The sequence below is a fragment of the Streptomyces sp. NPDC001568 genome, assembly GCF_042893755.1.
In the GTDB taxonomy this organism is placed as follows: domain Bacteria; phylum Actinomycetota; class Actinomycetes; order Streptomycetales; family Streptomycetaceae; genus Streptomyces.
Map to the genome: position 1 here is coordinate 146,308 of NZ_JBIAVF010000024.1, position 19,860 is coordinate 166,167.

General features: G+C 69.0%; 17 protein-coding genes, 1 tRNA gene and 2 pseudogenes. 13 read left to right on the top strand and 7 right to left on the bottom strand.

The genetic code is table 11. From position 1 onward, the window contains the following. Positions 1–257: 257 nt before the first annotated feature. Complete coding sequence (locus ACFY0I_RS34615; protein WP_388903277.1) at positions 258–1,490, bottom strand: ATP-grasp domain-containing protein; 1,233 nt, start codon at positions 1,488–1,490, stop codon at positions 258–260. Positions 1,491–2,218: 728 nt separating this feature from the next. On the opposite strand from ACFY0I_RS34615, the gene ACFY0I_RS34620 reads away from it, so the two are divergent. Then, the gene (locus ACFY0I_RS34620) at positions 2,219–3,493 is read left to right on the top strand and encodes an MFS transporter (protein WP_388903280.1); all 1,275 of its coding nucleotides are present in this window, start codon (positions 2,219–2,221) and stop codon (positions 3,491–3,493) included. 120 nt (positions 3,494–3,613) lie between these two features. Further along, positions 3,614–4,807, top strand: coding sequence for an argininosuccinate synthase-related protein (locus ACFY0I_RS34625; RefSeq protein WP_388903282.1), 1,194 nt, complete (start codon positions 3,614–3,616; stop codon positions 4,805–4,807). Positions 4,808–4,918: 111 nt separating this feature from the next. Here the strand turns inward: ACFY0I_RS34625 and ACFY0I_RS34630 are convergent, their stop codons facing one another. Continuing rightward, positions 4,919–6,412 carry an IMP dehydrogenase gene (locus ACFY0I_RS34630; protein WP_388903320.1) on the bottom strand — a complete coding sequence of 498 codons (1,494 nt, stop codon included), beginning with the start codon at positions 6,410–6,412 and terminating at the stop codon, positions 4,919–4,921. 316 nt (positions 6,413–6,728) lie between these two features. Beyond that, positions 6,729–8,072: an FAD-dependent oxidoreductase gene (locus ACFY0I_RS34635; protein WP_388903283.1), complete on the bottom strand. Its 1,344-nt coding sequence runs from the start codon at positions 8,070–8,072 to the stop codon at positions 6,729–6,731. A 126-nt stretch (positions 8,073–8,198) separates the two neighbouring features. Here ACFY0I_RS34635 and ACFY0I_RS34640 point away from each other — a divergent pair, with 126 nt between their 5' ends. Further along, positions 8,199–8,345 (top strand): hypothetical protein, encoded by a 147-nt coding sequence (locus ACFY0I_RS34640; RefSeq protein WP_388903285.1) that lies wholly within the window; start codon positions 8,199–8,201, stop codon positions 8,343–8,345. A gap of 203 nt (positions 8,346–8,548) precedes the next feature. After that, a complete protein-coding gene (locus ACFY0I_RS34645; protein WP_388903288.1) occupies positions 8,549–9,229 on the top strand; it encodes a DUF6928 family protein in 681 nt (226 codons plus the stop codon). 320 nt (positions 9,230–9,549) lie between these two features. Here ACFY0I_RS34645 and ACFY0I_RS34650 read toward each other — a convergent pair whose 3' ends face one another. Then, positions 9,550–9,915: a DUF1330 domain-containing protein gene (locus tag ACFY0I_RS34650; protein ID WP_388903291.1), complete on the bottom strand. Its 366-nt coding sequence runs from the start codon at positions 9,913–9,915 to the stop codon at positions 9,550–9,552. Positions 9,916–10,088: 173 nt separating this feature from the next. Between ACFY0I_RS34650 and ACFY0I_RS34655 the strand changes: the two genes are divergently transcribed. Then, a tRNA-OTHER gene (locus ACFY0I_RS34655) sits at positions 10,089–10,207 on the top strand. A gap of 7 nt (positions 10,208–10,214) precedes the next feature. Beyond that, positions 10,215–10,848 (top strand): annotated as a pseudogene (locus ACFY0I_RS34660) (IS5 family transposase); the annotation flags it as partial. Positions 10,849–10,857: 9 nt separating this feature from the next. Here the strand turns inward: ACFY0I_RS34660 and ACFY0I_RS34665 are convergent. Further along, complete coding sequence (locus tag ACFY0I_RS34665) at positions 10,858–11,280, bottom strand: VOC family protein (RefSeq protein ID WP_388903293.1); 423 nt, start codon at positions 11,278–11,280, stop codon at positions 10,858–10,860. Between the two features lie 453 nt (positions 11,281–11,733). On the opposite strand from ACFY0I_RS34665, the gene ACFY0I_RS34670 reads away from it, so the two are divergent. The 7 genes from ACFY0I_RS34670 (at position 11,734) to ACFY0I_RS34700 (ending at position 18,898) form a co-directional block, all read left to right on the top strand. Beyond that, positions 11,734–12,537 carry a YncE family protein gene (locus ACFY0I_RS34670; RefSeq protein ID WP_388903322.1) on the top strand — a complete coding sequence of 268 codons (804 nt, stop codon included), beginning with the start codon at positions 11,734–11,736 and terminating at the stop codon, positions 12,535–12,537. Between the two features lie 48 nt (positions 12,538–12,585). Further along, the gene (locus ACFY0I_RS34675) at positions 12,586–12,903 is read left to right on the top strand and encodes an ArsR/SmtB family transcription factor (protein ID WP_388903294.1); all 318 of its coding nucleotides are present in this window, start codon (positions 12,586–12,588) and stop codon (positions 12,901–12,903) included. A 327-nt stretch (positions 12,904–13,230) separates the two neighbouring features. Then, positions 13,231–13,950, top strand: a complete 720-nt coding sequence (locus ACFY0I_RS34680) for a putative 2OG-Fe(II) oxygenase (protein WP_388903296.1) — start codon at positions 13,231–13,233, stop codon at positions 13,948–13,950. A gap of 98 nt (positions 13,951–14,048) precedes the next feature. Further along, positions 14,049–15,098: a beta-propeller fold lactonase family protein gene (locus ACFY0I_RS34685; RefSeq protein ID WP_388903298.1), complete on the top strand. Its 1,050-nt coding sequence runs from the start codon at positions 14,049–14,051 to the stop codon at positions 15,096–15,098. A 403-nt stretch (positions 15,099–15,501) separates the two neighbouring features. Next, positions 15,502–16,314, top strand: coding sequence for a hypothetical protein (locus ACFY0I_RS34690; RefSeq protein ID WP_388903301.1), 813 nt, complete (start codon positions 15,502–15,504; stop codon positions 16,312–16,314). Next, the gene (locus ACFY0I_RS34695; RefSeq protein ID WP_388903303.1) at positions 16,311–17,711 is read left to right on the top strand and encodes an MFS transporter; all 1,401 of its coding nucleotides are present in this window, start codon (positions 16,311–16,313) and stop codon (positions 17,709–17,711) included. The genes ACFY0I_RS34690 and ACFY0I_RS34695 overlap by 4 nt, the downstream gene beginning before the upstream one ends. Then, on the top strand, positions 17,708–18,898 hold the full coding sequence (locus tag ACFY0I_RS34700; RefSeq protein ID WP_388903306.1) for a DNA glycosylase AlkZ-like family protein: 1,191 nt from the start codon (positions 17,708–17,710) through the stop codon (positions 18,896–18,898). The genes ACFY0I_RS34695 and ACFY0I_RS34700 overlap by 4 nt, the downstream gene beginning before the upstream one ends. Positions 18,899–19,202: 304 nt before the next feature. Here the strand turns inward: ACFY0I_RS34700 and ACFY0I_RS34705 are convergent, their stop codons facing one another. Next, on the bottom strand, positions 19,203–19,721 hold the full coding sequence (locus ACFY0I_RS34705) for a site-specific integrase (RefSeq protein ID WP_388903307.1): 519 nt from the start codon (positions 19,719–19,721) through the stop codon (positions 19,203–19,205). A gap of 56 nt (positions 19,722–19,777) precedes the next feature. Then, positions 19,778–19,860: pseudogene (locus ACFY0I_RS34710) on the bottom strand (IS5/IS1182 family transposase); the annotation flags it as partial.

A 19,860-nucleotide genomic window follows, 5' to 3' on the forward strand; every position in this document is an offset into this window, starting at 1 on the left:
TTTCGTACGGCGGCGCCTGACGGACCGGCCCCGGGCGGGCAAAGCGTTCGGCCATGGGCCCCGTCACGATGCGCCGGTCGGAGAGGGCGGATGTGGTCGGCGGTTACCGTCCATTTCGGCGTGCAGGGTGCCCACGCAGGAGCCAGGCGCAGGGCTGGCCCCGCGGCGAAGCGGGCCGTGCGCACCTTCGGCACATCGTGAGTGTTGTGGGCCTACGGCTCACAGGGGGACGGCGGGTGGTCACCGCCTTCGCACGGTCACTCCACTTCTGCCCACACATCGCGTGCCGCTGCCGCGGCGGCGTTGAAGGACAGGTTCGGGGAGGGGGCTACGGTCAGGATCTGGCACAGCCAGCCCCGGTAGTCCATCGGGGGGAACACTTGCTCGCCGATCTGCGTGCCGGGAAGTACCGCCGCGACGAACGGAGCCCGTCGAGCCTCTTCGAGACCGTGAACCGCGCGAAGTTGACCGGCCACCGGCGGGTAGACCGTCATGGTGGTGGAGGCCCGACCGTTGTGTTCCAGCGACGGTAGCGCCGTACCGAGGGCGGCGGCGGCGAGAATCTCGGCTACCGGACTCTCCAGGCAGCCGTTCATCATCAGGGGGATCCCGGCACCGGGGGGCCGAATGTTGATCTCGATGATCACGGCTTCGTCGCCGAGCACGGCGAACTCGGTGTGGAGCGCTCCCTGGGGGATGTCCAGGGCGGCCACACACGTCTCGACGGTGCGCCGCATACCGGCTTCGATCGACGTCGGCATCCGGACGGGGAAGGTGTAGGACACCTCGCAGAAGCCGGGATTGGGGCCGAGCTGGCGGTCGGTGATCCCGAGATGGTGACAGCGGCCGTCCACGATCAGCGTTTCCAGGCTGTAGACGGGACCGCGGGCGTACTCCTCGGCCAGCAATCCCCCGCCCATGAACGGGTTGTCGCCGCTCAGTTCGGCGAAGGTGGCGGGGGCGTCCGCCGGATCACGGATGAGCCTGACGTGCAGGCTGCCGGCGCCCTTGCTGTTCTTGAGCACCACGGGACCGTCCAGCTGCTCCATGAAGGCGACCAGCTCATCGGGGGTCCGGGGATCACACCAACGAACGCTCGGCACACCGACTTCGGTGTAGAAGTCGCGCGCGGAGCGCTTGTCACGGATAGTACGGATCGCGTCCGGACTGGGGTACGGAGCGCCAATCCGCTGCGCCAGCACGGCGGCGAACTCCACACTCCGGTCCAGTGGACAGATGACCCCTACAGGACTGCCGGCGGCGACGATCCTGTCGACGAGATCCGACGGAACCTCACCGGTCATGGTGGAGGGGACCTGGAAAACGCGCCCACGCCGTTCGAGCTCGTCGACGACCTCGCCGTCGAGGCGTGATTTCGGCACCTCGAGCAGCTGGTCGGTGACGTACGCGACGTCAATGCCGTGGTCGACCGCCCACTTCACATGTGACATTCCGGCGCCGGTTGAAGCGGACTCTATGAAGAGCAGCATGGAGCACATCCCCCGATGTGGTTGAGCAGGAACACGTTCTGATGCCGGTTTTGTGAGCCCTGCACCAGGAGCGGCACGGTGACATTCCGGTCGCGGCGGTGGCGGCACTGCCGACCTGCCGGGTGTCGCGAAGAACCCACCGACCGACCTCGCCGCAGGGCGAAGTGGTCATGAGGCAGGTCGTGAATGAGTCCACGTCTCCGAGTTGACCGATTCAGCAGAACACGTGACGACTTGGATGAAACGACGATAGCCACTGACTGGCCATCCTGGATGAAGGTACGGCCCGACCATACGTCAATTCGTACGATCGCAAAAGATCTTTTCTGGCGATCGGTGGAGGACGTGCCCGCAAGTGGGCTGGAATCGCGACGGCTTGCGGGTGCTCGTCCATGTCTGACCCGGGGTGGGTCGACCGACCGCGCGTGCGCCGAAGTGGACTTACTCACGGTCGCGGCAGCTCCTTGTGCGCCTCGGGCACCCCCGGTCGGCGGTCGGAACCGGCGGGCCGCGCACCTGGCGAACGTGTGTACAGTGGCGCTGCCGCAGCCCCGAGTTGGGCGGCAAGCGCCCCCCTGACCGTATGCGGAAGCGAAGCGGGCGCATGCCGGAACTGCGAAGACTGATGGGTGACTCGCGCCCCTGCAGGCACAGTTGACCTGAGATCCGAACTGGTGGTGCTTCATGCGAGTTCTAGTCCGCGCCTCACTCAGATCCTGGTGGGGCGCATGAGGGCCGCCGACAAGTTCGGCGCCCTTGCCGAGCGCAGGTTCCGGCTCCTGTGGGTCGGGCGGACGACCTCAGCTCTCGGCGACGCGCTGATGCCGGTGACGCTCGCCTTCGCCGTCCTGTCGGTCGGCGGCAGCGCGACCGACATCGGGCTCGTCATCGCCGCCATCATGGTCGTCCGCACCCTGCTGCTCCTGATCGGAGGCGCGCTGGCCGACCGATTGCCGCGCCGTTTGCTCCTTGGCAGCAGCGACCTCTTCCTGTGCGTGGTGCAGGCGGCCGTCGGCATCCTGCTCCTCACCGGCCACGGCAGCATGAGTCTCCTGCTGGGCACGGCGGTCTGCTACGGCGCCGCATCGGCCGTCACCCGGCCGGCCATCATCGGCTTGGTGCCCCAGACCGTCAGCCGGGAGAGGCTGCAGCAGGCCAACGGCCTGATGGAGCTCTCACGTGGCGCGTCACAGGTGGTGGGGCCGGCCATCGCCGGCGCGGCTGCGTCGATGGCCTCCCCCGGGTGGGCTTATCTGCTCGATGCCCTCACCTTCCTCGTGAGTGCCGCCACAATGGTGTTTCTTCCCCTCCCCTCGGGCCGGCGGACGGGACAGGCCCATATCCTCAAGGATGTCGCCGCCGGCTGGAACGAGGTCGTTCGCCGACCCTGGTACTGGGTGACGCTCTGCGGCCACGCGATCTCCAACCTTGGTTCCAGCGCGTTCTTTGTTCTGGGACCGGTCCTCATCGCCCATCGAACGGGCAGTGCCGCCGACTGGGGCCTGGTAAGCGCGAGCATGGCCGTCGGCGCCCTCATCGGCGCGGCCACCGCCATGCGGTACCGCCCGCGCAGACCCCTCATCACCTCCCACCTCGCACTCCTGCTGGGCGTGCTACAGCTCGCCGCACTCGCCGGGGCATCCCCCACCCTCGTGGTCATGGGGGCCGGATTGGCGAGCGCTGCGGGAGTCGCCTTCGCAAACAGCATGTGGACGACCGCGGTGCAGCGCCTCATTCCCGAGGAGGTGCTGTCCCGCGTGGCGTCGTACGACTGGCTCATCTCCTTCACGGTGGCGCCGCTCGGCTACGCCGCGGCGGGACCCCTGGCTGAAGCGATCGGCGCGACCTGGACGTTGCAGATCGCGCTCGCATCCATCGTGGTCGGTGTGGCGACCGTGCTCCTCGTCCCGCGCATCCGGCAGCTGCGGCAGACCGGTGAGGGCGATCTGCACGGCTGGCCCGACCTCGAGGACCCTGACCCCCCGAGCGGTCGTCGCGGCTGACGCCTGCCGGAGAGCCACGGTGAGCATGCCCTTCCACGGGCCGGCCACTCGACCGCGCACGCGCCTGCGGCGCCAACCGTCCCGTTCATCCGTTCTGACGGCCGACCCTGGAAGAGTCCCGTGCGTTATCAAGGTAAAGTCATCCGTTCGTTCCGACAGCTCGGAACCGATGTCCTCCCACCAGATTCCCCTGTCGTCACCCTGTTCAGCGGCGGATTGGACAGCAGCTACCTTCTGCTGCGGCTCAGGAACGCGGGCTTCGGCAACGTCCATGCCGTCAGTGTCGATCTCGGCGACGACGAAAGCAGTGCGGACAAGCAGCAGATCGCCGACGCACTGGGCGCGACCCTCCACGTCATCGACGGCCGCACGGCCTTCGCCGAGGAATTCGTCCGCCCGGCCATCAGTGCCCAGGCCGTGTACCTCGGTACGCACCCGGTCAGTTCGACCCTGAGCCGCCCCCTGATCGCCCGCTTCGCGATCGATCTGGCGCGCGGCCTGGGCGCGGGAGCCGTCCTGCACACTGCGAACCGCTCCCAGAACACCCTGCGCCGTCTCAACGGGGCGCTCTCGCTCCTCGGTTTCGAGGGCCGGTACGGAAGCCCGTACGACCTGGAGCCCGTCGACCGCGACCAGAAGATCCAGGAGCTCAAGGAAGCCGGCCTCGACGGGATGAGCCAGCGCATCGTCAGCGGAGACTCCAACCTGTGGTGCCGCGAGTTCGAATCGGGGATCCTCGACGACCCCGAGGACCACGCGGTGCCCGAACAGATGTACCGCTGGAGCAGCAAGGGTTCCGCAGACGGCACCGACGTGGTGGAAGTGCGCTTCCTGGAAGGCGTTCCGGTGGCCGTCGACGGCGTGGACATGCCGCTGGTGGACCTGATCCGTGAGCTGAACTGGCGGGTGGGCGCCTTCGGCCTGGGAAGGTACAGCGGACTGGAACACCTCGACCAGGGTGAGAAGGTGCTCGAGGTGAGGGAGATGCCGGCCGCATGGCTGTTGCTGCGCTCCTACCGCCACCTCGAGACGGCCACCCTCGAAGCGGAGACGATCCGGGAGAAGATGCACCTGGAGCAACTGTGGGTGCGCGAGGCCCTGGAGGGACGGTGGTTCGGTGAGCTGCGGGGTGCTCTCCAGAGCTTCGTCGACGCCTGTGCGCAGCGCGTGAGCGGCTCGGTGCGCTGGAAGCTAACCATGGGGTCGGCGGAGACCCGGGCCATCGTGGCGGACGAGCCCCGCTATCTGAGGGACAGGGAGGCGTGGGAGAAGGAGTCCGTCCTCCTCGAACATGCAGCGCACGCCTTCGCCTGAGGAGCACCGGCGGCCAACAGTGCGGCGGCACGCCGAACGGCCCCGCTCCGAACGGCGATCGAGCCGACGGAACGGGGCCGGACCGGCCGGGCGGCAGCCCGGCCGGTCACGTCACTCCCCGGCGTCGATGGCGGGCCGGCGTACCTCGATCTCCGCCCCGGTCTGCTTGAACGACTCGGACGACACCGCAACCAGCACCGCGTCCCGGTGGAAGTCCCGCAAGTTCGTCGACCCACAACTGATCATCGTGGAGGTCAGCTTCGTCCGGGTCCGCTCCACGTTGTCGTACAGGCTGCCGGCGTAGGGCACGTAGCCGTCGACGCCCTCCTCGAAGACCATCCGGCCACCCTGGCCGTAGCGGGCCGCGTTCTGCGCCCGCCGCGAACCCTCACCCCAGTACTCTTTGTACCACTGGCCGCCGATCTGCAGCTTTCGCGACGGGCTCTCGTCGAGCCGGGCGAAGTAGCGGCCCAGCATGATGAAGTCCGCGCCCATCGCCAGCGCCATCGCCATGTGCGAGTCGTTGAGCAGACCGCCGTCGCAGCACAGCGGCACGTACACCCCGGTCTCCTGTGCGTAGGCGTCGCGAGCTTCGACCACGTCGAGCAGCGCGGAGGCCTGTCCGCGGCCGATGCCCTTCTGGGCCCGCGTGGTGCAGATGGCCCCGCCACCGATGCCGACCTTCACGAACGCCGCGCCGGCGTCGGCCAGGTAACGGAAAGCCCGACCGTCGACGACGTTCCCCGCACCGACCGGGACGTCGTCCCCGAACTTCTCCCGGGCGAATTCGAGGGTCTTCGCCTGGTATTGGGAATAGCCGTCGGAAGAGTCCAGGCACAGCACGTCCGCGCCGGCCTCCACGAGCGCGGGAATACGGTCCTTGTAGTCCCGGGAGTTGATGCCGGCACCCACGCGCAGACGCTTCTCACCGTCCACGGTCGCACGGTGGTACGTCTTGTGGGCCTGGTAGTCCCGCTTGAGGACCAAGGAGGCGACCCGGCCGTCCTCGAGCATCGGCAGCACGTCCAAGTGGTGCTGCCAGATCAGCTCGTTCGCCTCGGACAGTGAGGCGGAAGCAGGCGCGGTGACCAGGCCGTCACGGGCTCGCATCCGGTTGCCGACGGTCTCGGAGGCCCCGTGGCGTTCCAAGTGGAAGTCGTCGAGGCTGATGATCCCGAGGAACTCGCCGTCCACTTCCCCGCTCTGCGTGACCACTGCCACGCCCTGCTCGTTCTCTGACAGCTGTCGGGCGACCTCACCGAGGGACGTCTGCGGCGCGACGGTGACCTCGCTGGTGCGGAAGCCGGCCTTGTGCCGCTTCACCGCCAGCACGTCCGCGGCCTGGTCCTCGATCCGCTGATTCTGATGGATGAACGACAGCCCGCCGACCTGGGCCAGTGCTACCGCCAGGGTCGGTGACGAGACCGCCTGCATGATGGCGCTCACCATGGGCGTGGCGACCCGGATTCTCGGATCCTCGCCGACCCGGTGACGTACCAACGCCGCACCGAGATCCACATTGTCCGACGTGCAGTCTTCTGTGGTCAGGCCCGGGATGAGGAGGTACTCACTCAGCGTACGAGAGATCTCGGGGAGGATTTTCACGTCGTCTCCAGAAAGGAGCCTGCGAACCAGTGCGGTGAATTGGCGAGGCTCATGCGGGTGGTGCAGATCGTCGCCAACCGGTAGCGCGCTGTGGATGAGCTGCTCTCCGGACATCCTGAGAGCAGACCCACTCGGTGGGACGGTGCTCGCGCGTTTGGCCGAATCGACCGTGAGGGCACTACAGACCCGACCTGCGCGGCGCTGCACAGGCGTTGATTTCCATTACGCCATACGAGATGGTACCCCACTTGACGTGTCCACTGATCAAGCTCCGCAGGCTGGGAGCCCTGTGGGAGAGGCGTTTACCGGGCCCCGCTCAGCTCGGGATGAGTGCGACCCACTGCTCCCGCGTCGGGCCGTCGGACTCGGGCGAGAAGTCCGGATTGGCGTCCAGCCAGGCGGTGACGTGGCGGTCCACTTCGTCGGTGCCGTAGGCGTCGTCCGCCGGTCGCAGGAGATGTCGTACCTGGGCCCGGGCCCTCATGACGACGGGGTCGTCGAACGCGCAGGCCGCCCGGGCGGCAGCCCGCCGGTCCGAGAGCGGTGCGCTCTCGGCGAGGCGCTGCCCGTTGACGCGGTCGGCGGTCACCTGTGCGTCGAACCACGGACGCAGGGCCTGCGCCGTCCAGCGGTGGTAGACCAGGGTGTCCGCGGATATCCGGTCCGCGTGGGTGGCGAGCTGCTGGGCGGCGAGCAGGCCGAGAGCGACGCCATGGCCGAAGGTGGGGTTGGTGTGGATGAGGCTGTCCCCCGCGTTGACCAGGCCGGCGACCACGGGTCCGGCATCGTCGGCGAGGGCGGTCCAGCGGTTGTCCAGGCCGGCCATCGCCAGGACGGGCGACTGCGGCTCGGGGTCCAGGTCGAGCCAGGCGGCGGTGGCGGGGAAAAGGCGGGCGGCGGCCTCGAAAACGGCGGGGTCGGTGAGCGCGCCGCGGGTCGGATCTCCGGTGGAGAGCACCAGGTTCACCGCGAAGGTGTCGTTGTCGGAGGGGAATACCCCGGCGAGCGCGAACGGTGCGGCCGAGCCGGTCTTGACCCGCCCGGGGTCGCGCGGGCCGTCGGCACGCAGTCGGTACCAGCGGCACAGGTACGCGAGCCCGGTGCGGTGGCTGTCGACCACCAGCGGGCGGCAGCCGGCCGCGATCAACCAGGCGGGCACTGGCGAGCGGCGACCGGAGGCGTCGACCACGAGGTCCGCCCGGTGCGTCCGCGCGCCCACCCGCACGCCGGTGACCCGCGGCGGGCGGCCATCGCCGATGGCGAGCCCGCGTACCGGGCAGCCTTGCCGCACGTCGACGGTGCGCTCCCGCCGCACGGCCGCGGCTAGGGCGGCCTCCAGCACGATGCGGCGGGTGCGCAGGGTCACCAGCTCCTCGTCGCCGTCCCGGTGCGGCGGATGCGAACTGAACCAGTCGAACTCGTGGTACTCCCGGGCTCCGCGCGCCAGCAGGTCCGCGTAGACATCGGGGGTCTCGGTGCGCAACACCGTGCGCACGGGCGCGAGGAACGAGTGGGGCTGGACGGCCTGCGGGACCCGGGGCCTGTCCCAGTGGAAGAAGTCCCGGTCCAGGTCCTCTCCGGCGTTCCGGCCGTCCTGCTCGAACACCGTGACCGCATGTCCCCGCCGGCCGAGCATGAGGGCCGTACCCAACCCGGTCATACCCCCACCGATCACCGTAACCCGCGCCACTCGAGCCCCCTTAGCGTCGTGTTGCGCAACGAGCCTACTGTCGACCGTCTCTGAACGCCGGGATGACGTGCTGTCACTCCCCTCGCTGGCGATCAGGTGGCTGCCGAGCTGTCGGCTGACCTGCCCGAGTCGGGCGTCTGCGGCGGCGCGTGCCTGTTTGACCAGCCCGAGGCCGAGCAGGGGGCCGACGGCGGCGACTTCTGCGCCGCCCGGTTCCCTGCAGGGGGCAAAGCCGTTTCGTGATAGAGCAGGTGCTTAGAAGGCACCTGGTGCGTGCTGCGACGATGCGCCCCTGACCTGCACGAACGGCCACGACCCCCGACCAGTCGCCGAACCCGTTCCGCCGTTTTCGGGAAACCCCTGTCGGCCCCCACAACCTTCATCTGCACTGTCAGTGGCTATGGCTAGCGTCCATCCCGCATGGATTCGAGGGTGGGAGGGTGCTCGTGGGAGCCAAGACAGGCCTGCTGGCGTACGCGGACGGGGACATCTCGGCCGCGCTGCGCCAGGTGCCCGCAGCTGGTATCGCGGAGACGACCGAACTCGTCGGGCGGCTGTATCCGGGCTGGATCATGGAGGCCGCGGAGGGCGAGATCCTGGGTGAGGGCACCTATCCCGCCGACGGACTCACCTACGCCGCGAGCTTCCCGGGCGTGGGCATCGTCTGCGACCGGCGCCTGATGATCGACCGCCCGTCGCAGCTGTCGGAGCACCTGGTCACGGCAAGTGCCGGACGCAGGATGGTCCTGCACGCGATGCACAGCGTGGTGGACTGGCTCGCCTTCGCGGTCTGGCAGGACGGCCGGCTCATCCGCTCGCTGAGCCTGTCGCCTGACAGCGGAGTCATCGAGGACATCGGCGAGCCGTTCCCCTTCGAAGCGCCGTACTGGGCCGGTCACCACCCGGTGGAGCCGGACCCGGAATGGGAGGACGAGGCACCGTACCCGCTGCCCTTCCACCCTCTCGAACTGGGCGAAGCAGCGCTCCGCGCATTCTTCGGCTTCATCCTGGAAGGCTGGCCGGCCCCCGACGACATCGACGCGGACGAGCTCCGGCTCCACGGCTTCCGCCTCACGGCCCCGGCCGGTCCGGACCCCACGCAACGTCGGGCTGGCCTGGAGCTATGAGCTTGGACATCAACGGTTCTTGAGTGGTAACACTCGCTCTGAACTGCATGCTCGATCGAGATGTGAGATGGCGGAAAGGATTCCGGACGCGCAGCTCACTTCAATGCCTCCGACTACGTCGCGCACGCCGACAGGTGTGTTGCGCTCCGTGCATAGCCGATGACAACATCACGGCCTCCCGGCTCCCGCGCGTCGGCCAGGCCGCTGTGTGGCTCGTACTGGCCGCGAGCGCCGACACGCACCACCCCATGAGAGTGGTCGCCGAAGTGCAGGTGAGTGACCTCGCATCACCGGCGACCACCCCAGTACCCGCCACAGGCCTACGCGCCGGCGGGCTCTCCCGCGCGCTCGGCTTCGGCCCGCAGCTTGCGAGCTCGCTCGGCGGGGTCGTAGGTCGGCCCGACGCCCTCGATCAGCAGCAAGTCGCCCTCGATGTGGTCGGCACGCAGCCGCAGGATGGCTTGGTAGGCCGGAGAGTCGTACCAGGCACGAGCTTCGGGCAGTCCGGGAAACTCGATCAGCACCATGCTGCCGGGCCACGTTCCCTCCACGACCTCGGCCGGCGGGCCGTGGATGACGAAGTGGCCGGCGAAGGGATCGAGGGTCGCCCGGATACGCTCCAGGTACTCGATGACGTCGGGGTGATGTCGGCGGCTGCGGAGATGAGCGAATCCGTAAGCGGGCATCATCGGGCTCCTTGCTTCCAGGGGGACGCCCTCGAACGTAGCCGGCGGCCGCCCGGTGGTGCGATAACCCCGGAGGTAATCGACACCACCCTCGCTCGCATAAGCGTTCGCCCGCGGAGAGCCTTGTCCCTAACCTGAGTTGGAGCGGGATCGCGCGTGGTTCCGTAGGTTGCGGTGCCGTGGCAGAGCGGTCCAATGCGATCGCCGTGGGCGAGGTTCCTCCCACGGCGACTGACGGAGACGGGGCGGGCCTGCTCCCCTCTGTCCGCGGGTTCAAATCCCGTCGGCCCCGCAACCGACCTGGGCTGGGTGGCTCGACCTGGACCATGGCACGTGTGCGGCGGTTCTCCGAGTGGAGCAAGGCCCGGGTATGGGCCAAGCTCCACCGCCTGGTCCTCGACGAACTCGACGCCCGCGGCGAGCTCGACTGGTCCCGCTGCGCGATCGACTTGGTGAACATGAGGGCCTTGAAAAGGGGGACCTGACAGGTCCGAATCCTGTCGATCGGGGCAGGTTCGGCTCGAAGATCCACTTGATCACCGAGCGGACCGGTCTGCCCCTGTCCCTCGCGATCTCGGGTGCGAACCTCCACGACAGCCAGGCCCTCGAACCTCTCGTCCGCGGCATACCGCCCATCAAATCCCGCCGCGGACGCCGACGACGCAAGCCCGGCAAGCTCCACGCGGACAAGGGCTACGACTACGCCCACCTGCGGCGATGGTTACGCGAAAGGGGTATCAAGCACCGCATCGCTCGCCGAAGCATCGAGTCCTCACAACGGCTCGGCCGCCACAGATGGGTCCTCGAAAGGACCATGTCCTGGCTCGCCGGCTGCCGACGCCTCCACCGCCGTACGAACGCAAGGCCGAGCACTTCCTCGCCTTCACCAGCCTCGCCTGCACCCTCATCTGCTACCACAGACTGGCCAAATGAGATGACTTCTTACACCGGTCCCGAGGCGAGGAGTTCGATTTCGAAGCCGTCGCGGGATTCGAGGTAGGCGGCATGTTGGTGGGTGCCGCCGGCGTGGGGGTGGCGGTCGGGGAACAGCAGGGTCCACCCGTTCTCGCGGGCTTTCGCGGTCAGCAGGTCGACTCGCTCGGGGGTTCCGGCGTGGAAGGCGAGGTGGTTCAGGCCGGGTGCGCATCGGTCGTGACGGCTGTCGGTGAGGGCGGGGGACTGCTCGAAGACGAGGTAGGTGTGCCCGAGTTTCCAGCTGCGACCCGCTTCCCAGCTCTGGTGGAGGGTGTATCCGAGGTCTTCGAGGAGCCAGGCCCAGTCGGCGATCACGCGGGTCAGGTCGGGGACCCAGATTTCGACGTGGTGGAGCGTGCCGAGGGCGGCCGCATCCGGGGTGTCTGTCACGGAGAGTGCACTCCTTGGGGAAAGTTGGGGCGGCAGCCTATACCGGATCATCCGGTTTGCTACCAGACGGCACTGTCGGTCATATGCCAGTCAGTTACGGACAGTTGACAGCTTTTTGCACCTTTCGCCGAGCGGTGCCGATATCACGGTAGGGGCGGACCTCGACGCGAGTGCGCGAAGTCGGGACACCACGAGGGTCATGCGCCGGACCGGAACGGGGGTGAGCAGGTGGAAGTGGTGCTGATCTCCAGTGACACGGCGGCCGGGCGACTCACCCTGACGGGGAAGTCCGGCCCCTCCTCCTACCTGCCACTCGGATCGGTGATCACAGGTCGGAGCCCGTTGGTCACGGCCCAGTGCCTGCCCGGGGGAGAGGCCTTCGTCGCTCTGTCCGTCTCGGACGAGATCCTTGTCGTGAACTTGGCTTCGTGCCAGTTAGGGCCGCGGGTGCGGGTGGGCTGGGCACCCAGAAGCCTGACGCCGGTACCCGGCACGCCCTACCTTCTGGTCGCCAACGCGGGCTCCGACAGCGTCTCGGTCGTTGACACCTTGGCGAAAGCGGAGGCGGCCCGGATTGCGGTGGGGCGCGAACCTGGCCAGATCGCCGTCTCTGCCGACGGCGCCCTCGCGGTCGTGTGCGAGCGCGGCGACGGCGCCGTCGCGGTCCTGGACCTCGCCGCCCTCGCGCTGGGCCGCGCAGGCAGGATCACGGTCGCCTCCAGGACGCGTCTCGGCGATCACGTCCAGCCGCGGGCAGCAGCGCTGTGCGGGGACTTGGCTCTCGTCGCCGCCGCCCGCTCGGATGTTCTTGCCGTCCTCGACCTGGCCGACGGCCGGATCGAGGCGACCGCACCGCTGCCCGCCGCAGCGGGTCCGGCGGGTGTCGCGATCACGGGAGACGGCCAGTACGCGCTGGTCACCCTGGAGCGAGTCGGATCCCTCGCCGTGGTGGATCTGCTGGAGTGGACACTCACCCGTCGGATCCCCGTCGGCGCCGGCCCGCGCGGCATCACCATCGACCCGGCCGACCAATCCGTCTACTGCGCCCTCGCCCACGCCGGCTCGGTGGCGGTGGTGCACCTGGACGGCGTCGACCTCTCCAACACCGACGGCCACCCCCAGTACGAAACCATCCGGTCAGGCTCCCGCCCCAACACCGTCGCCCTCGCCCGCATGCACACCCCCGACCTCCGGACCAGGCCGACCCCGCCGCCAGCGGCAGGCCGGTCGGCGCCGGTGCCCCGACCGGCGCGATGACCGCGACATCCGGAACCCTCCATCCCCCTTCGGAGTAGAGCGAGACCTATGGCCACCACCAACTCCAGCGCGCCCGGTTCGGACCGCAGGCCACCGACCCGCCACCGCGCGCTCGCAGCCCTCCTCGGCGCAACCCGGGCCCAGGTCCTCCTCCTCATCGCCATCCATGCCGAGGCGACGACCAACGACCTGGTCGACGAACTCGCCGTGAGCGCCGCCACCGTCTCCCACCACACCAGCGTGCTACGGCACTCGGCGCTGATCACCACCCGCCGCGACGGCGTCAGCGTCCACCACGGCCTCACCCCGCTCGGCGACACCCTCCTGCGCGCCCACGGCCTGCCCGGCGCACCCCGACACCCCTGACCCCGGAGCCCGGCGCACCGCCGGCTCGTGCCGTAGCACCCGCGCACGCCCCCACCCAACACCGCGGCCAAGGGGAACGAGGCACGCCGTGCGGCGCCTGTGCCGCGAGTGAAACCCGGCAGCATCCAAGCGCTCGACGGCGCCTCCGAACGCGATCCGATTAACACTCCGGAGCGGCGCACGGAAAGAGCGCACGCCCTTTTAGAGCAGGATCGAAAAGCTTGCCGTCTCCCGAATCCGGGGAACAGAATGATGGCTGCTCCCCGATAAAGCCGACCAATCAAGGCCCGCGATATCGGCTCCATATTTTGTGGAGGTTGCCGAATTATGCCCGTCTCCCAGAGCGCCGAGGCCACCACCCAACCGGACACCGCGCCCGGCCCGTCACAACCCCTGCCGGGGACGAGAGCCACGATCGCCCAACTCTTCGCCACCCCCATCGCCCGCACCCAGTGCCCGTTCGCCGCCGAGATCAACGAACGGCTCGCCGACCGGATCGGGGACGAGGCCGGCGCCGGGGCGAAGGAGTTCGGCTACAAGCAGGAGACCGCGGGCGAGCTCACCACGTGGGCCGGCCCGGACGCCGTTCGCCTGTCGCGATGGGTGTGCGCGGTCGCGGGCCGATTCACCGAATCCCTGACCGGAGCACCCCTGCGAGCGGCCTTCGACCGCTCGCGGCAACGCGAAGGCGAGCGCGCACAGGTGGGCGATGGAGGGGTGGCGGTGGGGGTGACCCGAAGTTGGGCCTCCCTCTACCGGGCCGGGGACCGACACGAGGCGCACTTCCACCCCAACACCGCACTCTCGGCCGTCTACTACGTCGCCGCGCCCGGACTCTGCGAGATCGACCTCCTCGATCCCCGTCCCGCCGTCGACTACTACGACCCCGGCATCACCCTCGCCGGCGAGAGCCACCGAGTGCGCCTGTCCTGCCCGCCCGGAGAACTGATCATCTTCCCCGGCTGGCTCAAGCACGCCGTACCCGAATTCCAGGACACCGAGCCGAGGATCTCCATCGCCTGGAACCTGAACTACACCCACGGCTGAAAATTTCGTTACATCCGATATTTTCGGCCATCCGTCGACCTTTATCCCGAAGCGTCGACCGGCTGTCCCCGCCCGAATGAAGAAAAGGAAACATCGCCATGCGCAATATCCAGTTCTTCTCCACCGACACCGACGACGGAGTCGTGTCCGTCGTCGCGAAAACCGGCCCCGGCGAGCACCGCACCATCGCCCAGATCCCCATCGGCAACGCCCCCCGCGGCGGCGTCAAGTTCACCAAGAACGGCCGGGGCTTCGTCTGCAACACCAGCCAGAACACGATCTCCGAAATCGACGCGGTCGCGTTGAACGAGGTCCGCCGCATCGAGGTCGGCCACGGCCCCCGCGGCCAAGGCCTCCTCCCCGGGGACAAGTACCTCCTGGTCTCGAACAGCGGAAGTGACACCGTCTCCGTCGTCGACCTCGAACTCAACCTGGAGGTCCACCAGATCCCGACCGGCCGCGACCCCCGCCACATGGGCATCAACCAGGCCGGCACCATCGCCTACGTGTGCGTATGGGGCGAGGGCTACATCAGCAAGCTCGACATCAGCCCCCTCGCGGAAGGCAATCCCCAGGGCATCACCGAACTCGCCCAGATCCCCGTCGACCGCGAAGCCCACCCCTACAGCCTCGGCATCGACCCCTCCGGCCGCCGCGTGTTCGTCGCGAATACCCAGGCCTCGTACGTGACCGTCATCGACGTCACCACCGACGAAACCCACCGCGTCGACGTCGCCTCCACCGGCGGCCGCGGCGTCGCCTTCAGCCCCGACGGCCGCCACGCCCTGGTCACCGTCGAGAACTCCTCGACCATCGCCGTCATCGACACCGACACCCTCCAGGTCACCCGGCAGATCCCCACCGGCTCCGGCCCCCGCGGCCTGGTCGTCGACCAGGGCGACCAGACCGTCTACATCACCAACTTCGCCCGCGCCGGCATGATGTCCGCCGCCCACCCCAACTTCGCCCCGAACAGCCTCACCATGGTCGACCTGACCTCCGCCCCCCTCGACCGCGACGAAGGCGTCTTCACCTACGACGAGATCACCGTCGGCTACGGCCCCTGCAGCGTCGTGATGTTCGACCTCGACACCCTCCCCGAGACCGAGCGCACACGCCGCCTCACCCGCGCCGACACAATCGCCTGACCCACAGGACCCCGAGGGCGCAGGTGCCACCACCCTCGGGGCCCCGCCCCTGCCGCCCGTAGGCCGCGCCGCGCCAGCCGCCGCAGGCCCAGGACGGCACCCCCTTCGCCGTCCCGGACCCTCCCCGCAGACAAGGGGCCCGGGACGGCGAAGGACTTTCCCCAGCCACCCCTCCCAACACCCGCGCCGTGCACCGCGACCACCTACAACCGGGACCCGGCACAACTCCGCGCCTCCACCATGGGCTCGAGCGAGAGTCCGGGCCAGGATCCGAGCCCTGGGAAACGCCCACGACCGCTGAGCCGAGCCAGGACCAGCACGCCAGCCGCACCGCCCAAGAACCCAGCCGGCCGCGACACTCGCAACCGGTCGGGCCCGGATCCGCCGACAGAGAGCAGACCGCATGCCCGAGGTCACCTTCCGCCCCCTCCACCCCTGGGCAGTCCTGCCCGACAAGCCACGCGTCGACCGGGCCGAAGCCCGGGCCGAACGCGACATGTACGCGGGCTCGTTCCGCTACCTGCGGATCCCGCGGCTACCCGCGGACTGCCCGCCCTGGATCCTGGGCCAGGAACTCGGCTGGGCCGTGCGTTCCCCGCTCACCCTCACGATGAAGCCCCTCGACGACATCGGGCTCGCCGTCCCCAACAGCGAGGATCCCCAACAGGTCGGCCGACGCCTGGGCGGCCAGGGGATGTGGCAGCGAGGCAGGGACTGGATCGCCACCGGCAACACCGCCTGGCTCCACCTCGGCGACCACCGCACCCCAGGCGGCACCTGGGAGGGCATGTTCCTGCCCAACGGCTCGGGCACCGTCGAATGGCGCCTGGGCTGGTCGGCCACCCTCCCACCCGGGACCTTCCTCATGGTCATGCCCCCACCCAACGGCCCCCCACACGGCCTGACGATCCCGCTCGGAGTAATCCCCGCCAAAGCCGTCAACGCCATGGCCGGCCGCGGGGGCATGAGCATCGCCATCCGACCCGACCAGGACGTCACCGTCCACCGCGGCCAGGACATCGCCCGACTCGTACTCCTCCACCCCGACTCCCTACGCGCCACCGCCCACCTGGACACCACCGAGCCCGACATCGAGGCCGCCTCCCGTACCGGCGAGTCCGCCAGCGCGGCGCCATCGGGCACCACCCCTCTACCTCAGGTCCGCTCGGCGACCGCCGATCACGACGCGACAACCAGTCCGGAGACCAAGCGGTGACCGCCCCCGCCGCCCCCGGCCACCGCAAGACGCCCAGCGCGCTCCGGCAGCTGACCCGCCCCCCCGTACGGGGCCTGCTCACCCTCGCCTTCCTCGCCCGCACCACCGCAGCCGTCCTGCCCATCACCCTCCTCCTCGCCCTCGCCCAAACCCACGGCTACGCCCGCGCCGCCACCGTCGCCGGCAGCTACACCCTTATCCTCGCCCTCTGCGCCCCACTACGCGGCCGACTCCTCGACCGCTACGGCGCCCACCGCGTCCTCACCCTCATGGGCATCACCACCGCGGCCTTCCTCGCGTTGGTGGCATGCAGCATCGAGTTCCGATGGCCGTGGTGGACCACCCTGCCCCTGGTCATCGCCGCGACCCTGTCCAGCCCACCGCTCAACTCCGCGCTCCGCGCCTCCTGGCGGCGCCTGGCCGTCGACGAAGGACAGCTCAAGGCCGTGCACAGCGCCGACTCGATCCTGGAGGAGGCCGGGTTCGTCCTCGCCCCGCTCACCGCCGGAGCGGCCGTCGTCCTCCTGGGACCCCGTCACGCCTACGAGGCGGCGGCCGCCTCCTTCGTCACGGTCACCGTCCTCTACCTGACCGCCGCCCGCCGCCACCAACTCGGAACCACACGCCCGACACCGACCAAGCCCATCCCGGCGACCATTCCACGGCGCCGTGCCCACCCGTCCCGACGCTGGCTCGGTCCGCTCACCACCCCGGGCATGCCCGCGATCCTGACACCCCTGTTCGCCTTGGGCGCCATCTTCGGAGGCACCGCAATCCTCATCCCCGCCTACCTCCAGAACCAGCACGCCACCGCATGGCTCGGCCCATTACTCGCCGCGATCAGCATCGGAGGCGTCATCGGCGGCATCCTCTACGCCACCCTCGACTGGAACACCGGCCTCTGGCGCAAGTACCAGCTCCTGACCCTCGGCTTCACCCTCCCCACCCTGCTCCTCTTCCTCGCCCGCCCACTCTGGCTCCTCGCCACACTGCTCCTCGTGGCGGGCCTCTTCGTCACCCCCCTGTTCATCAACGCCTTCCTCCTCGTCGACGCCACCGCCCGAGATGACACCCGCGTCGAGGCCAACACGTGGATCGGCGCATCCACCGACATCGCCAACGGCATCATGGCCGTCATCATCGGCACCCTGGCCGAACACCAACGATGGGACACGGCCCTGCTCGCTCTCACCTGCTGCGCGGCCGCCGGAGCCATGAGCCCGCTCCTGGCGCCCGCCCGCTCCACACCCAGGCCGCCCAGCGGCCCAGCCGAGCCGGTGGCGGAACCGCCCACGACCCGCATCGAGGGCGCTACCGACCCGCGCCCCAGCCGAGCGAAGGAACCCGGCTTCGCCCCCACGCCCGCCTCGGAGCCCGTGAAGGAGCCACGCACATGACCGCAGTACCCGGCACGGAGGTGGAGTTGTCCCTCCCGGAGGCCCGGGACCTGGCGATCGCCGCTTCGCTGCCCGCCGACGGATTCCCGGACGTCACCGCCGCGCTTGCCCACCTGCACATCGTCCAACTCGACAGCATCAGCACGTTGGCCCGCGCCCACCAACTCACCCTCACCACCCGAATCCCCGACACGATCACCACCAGCATTGACCAAGCCCTCTACAACGGCACTGAATCAATCGCGTTCGACTACCCCGCCCATGCCCTCGCCCTCGTACCGCTCGCCGACTGGCCCCTGTGGGCCTTCCGCCGCCGGGCATCGCGTCGCCGACCCCAATACCCCGACCAGAAAGCCCGCTCCTCCCTCTTAGACCGAATCACGGCAGAGGGCCCGCTTCCCCTACGCCACCTGCGCGAAAACACTGCAGCGGGCGCCGGATGGGACTGGGGCCCGGTCAAGACCGCGATCGAGTTCCTCGTCTGGTCCGGAGACCTCGCCTCCTCCCGCCGAACCGGCGGCCAGAGACTGTTCGATCTCGCCGACCGCTGCATCCCCGCCGAACACCTCAACGACGACCTCACCGACGACGAATGCCTGACCCGACTCCTCACCCACGCGGCAACCGCACTCGGCGTGGCCACCGCCGACGACCTCGCCGACTACATCCGCATCCCCACCCCCATCGCCGCCCGCCTCCTCCCCGCCACCGGTCTCACCCCCCTCCGGGTACAGGGCTGGGGACCGGCATGGGCCAGCCACGAGGCGCTCACCAGTCCGCCACGGCGATCCCGGGACCCCATGTTCCTGGGGCCGTTCGACAACCTGATCTGGTACCGCCCGCGCGTCCAGAGACTGTTCGACTTCACCCAGGTGTTCGAGGCCTACAAACCCGCCGCTCGACGTATCCACGGCTACTACGTGTGCCCCCTCCTTGCCGAGGGCCGCCTGATCGGCCGAGCAGACCTCGCCCGAAACAACGAAACCCTGACGATCCTGAAGGCCGGCTTCGAGCCCGGAGCCGGACTCGACGCGCCCACCCATTTCGCCGACGCCTGCCGCTCACTCGCAGCAGCCACGACACAGACCCGAATCGAGCTCGCCGACAGCGCAGCGGAACCCGCCATCACACGCCGACTCCGGGCCACCCTTGCTCTCAAGGGGGCGAAGCGGCAGGGAAACCGCTGATCGTGCTTCCGGTCTCCGCGAAATTCGGTGCTGGACAGACGCAGTGGCGTTTCGCCGGCGAATCGGGCGCCCGGGAGGGTGAACCGCCCTTCGCGCGCGCCCCGTTGATGTTGTCCTGTCGAGACCGTACACGCAGGTGGGCGCCACGATGGGTGCACCCCAAGTGGGTCGCATTCGGTAGGAGATGCATGTCCTCCCGCCGCAGCCCCAAGGCTTCGCCGATCCGCAGGCCGCTGGCGAGGAGAACACACAGCAAGAGGCGATCACGCGCTGCCCGCGCTGCCGCGACAATGTGCTGCGACTGTTAGGCGGTCAGCGTGGCCGGCGCCTCCTCGATCTCTGGTGCCTTCAGGATGCGGGCCCGAATCGTGCTGTGCTCGCCGTGCTCGCCACGCTGGTATCCACGCGGCGCGTGGTGGAGGAGACGGGGCTCGACCAGCCGTTCGGCGACCTCCTGCGGAATGTAGCCCTGCGCAGCGGAGAAGCGCAGGAACTCGCAGACTGTGGAGAGGTGTGCGTTCGCCGTCTTGCCAGTGGGTAGCTGCTGGGTGTCGCGGACCGGGGTTTGTTCCAGCGAGAGCTTGTACCAGGCCAGGTCACCCAAGGCTGCTGTCCGCCAGTCGGTGCCCCTTGTGCTGCACCAGTTCAGATATCGGCCAACTTGTGGCAGGTAGTTCCGCCTCGTGTGGGGCGATCGGCCACGGGCTTGAAGGTGCAGCGAAAAATCCCGGGCTTCCGGGTGGATCTCATAGGTCCGGTCGTCAACCAGAACCATGGTCACGGTGCCCGTGCTCGGTGACTCGGCCCGTTCCGTGCGCAGCATCGATACTCCTTAGTGTTCTCGTGCCTCACTCCATGCTCTAGGGTCTGTCCGCAATGTCATTGTGGGAGCCAGAGTCGTAGGCAGGCGAGGGTGACGAGGGCTTTGTAGTGACGGGCTCGTTTGTCGTAGCGGGTGGCGA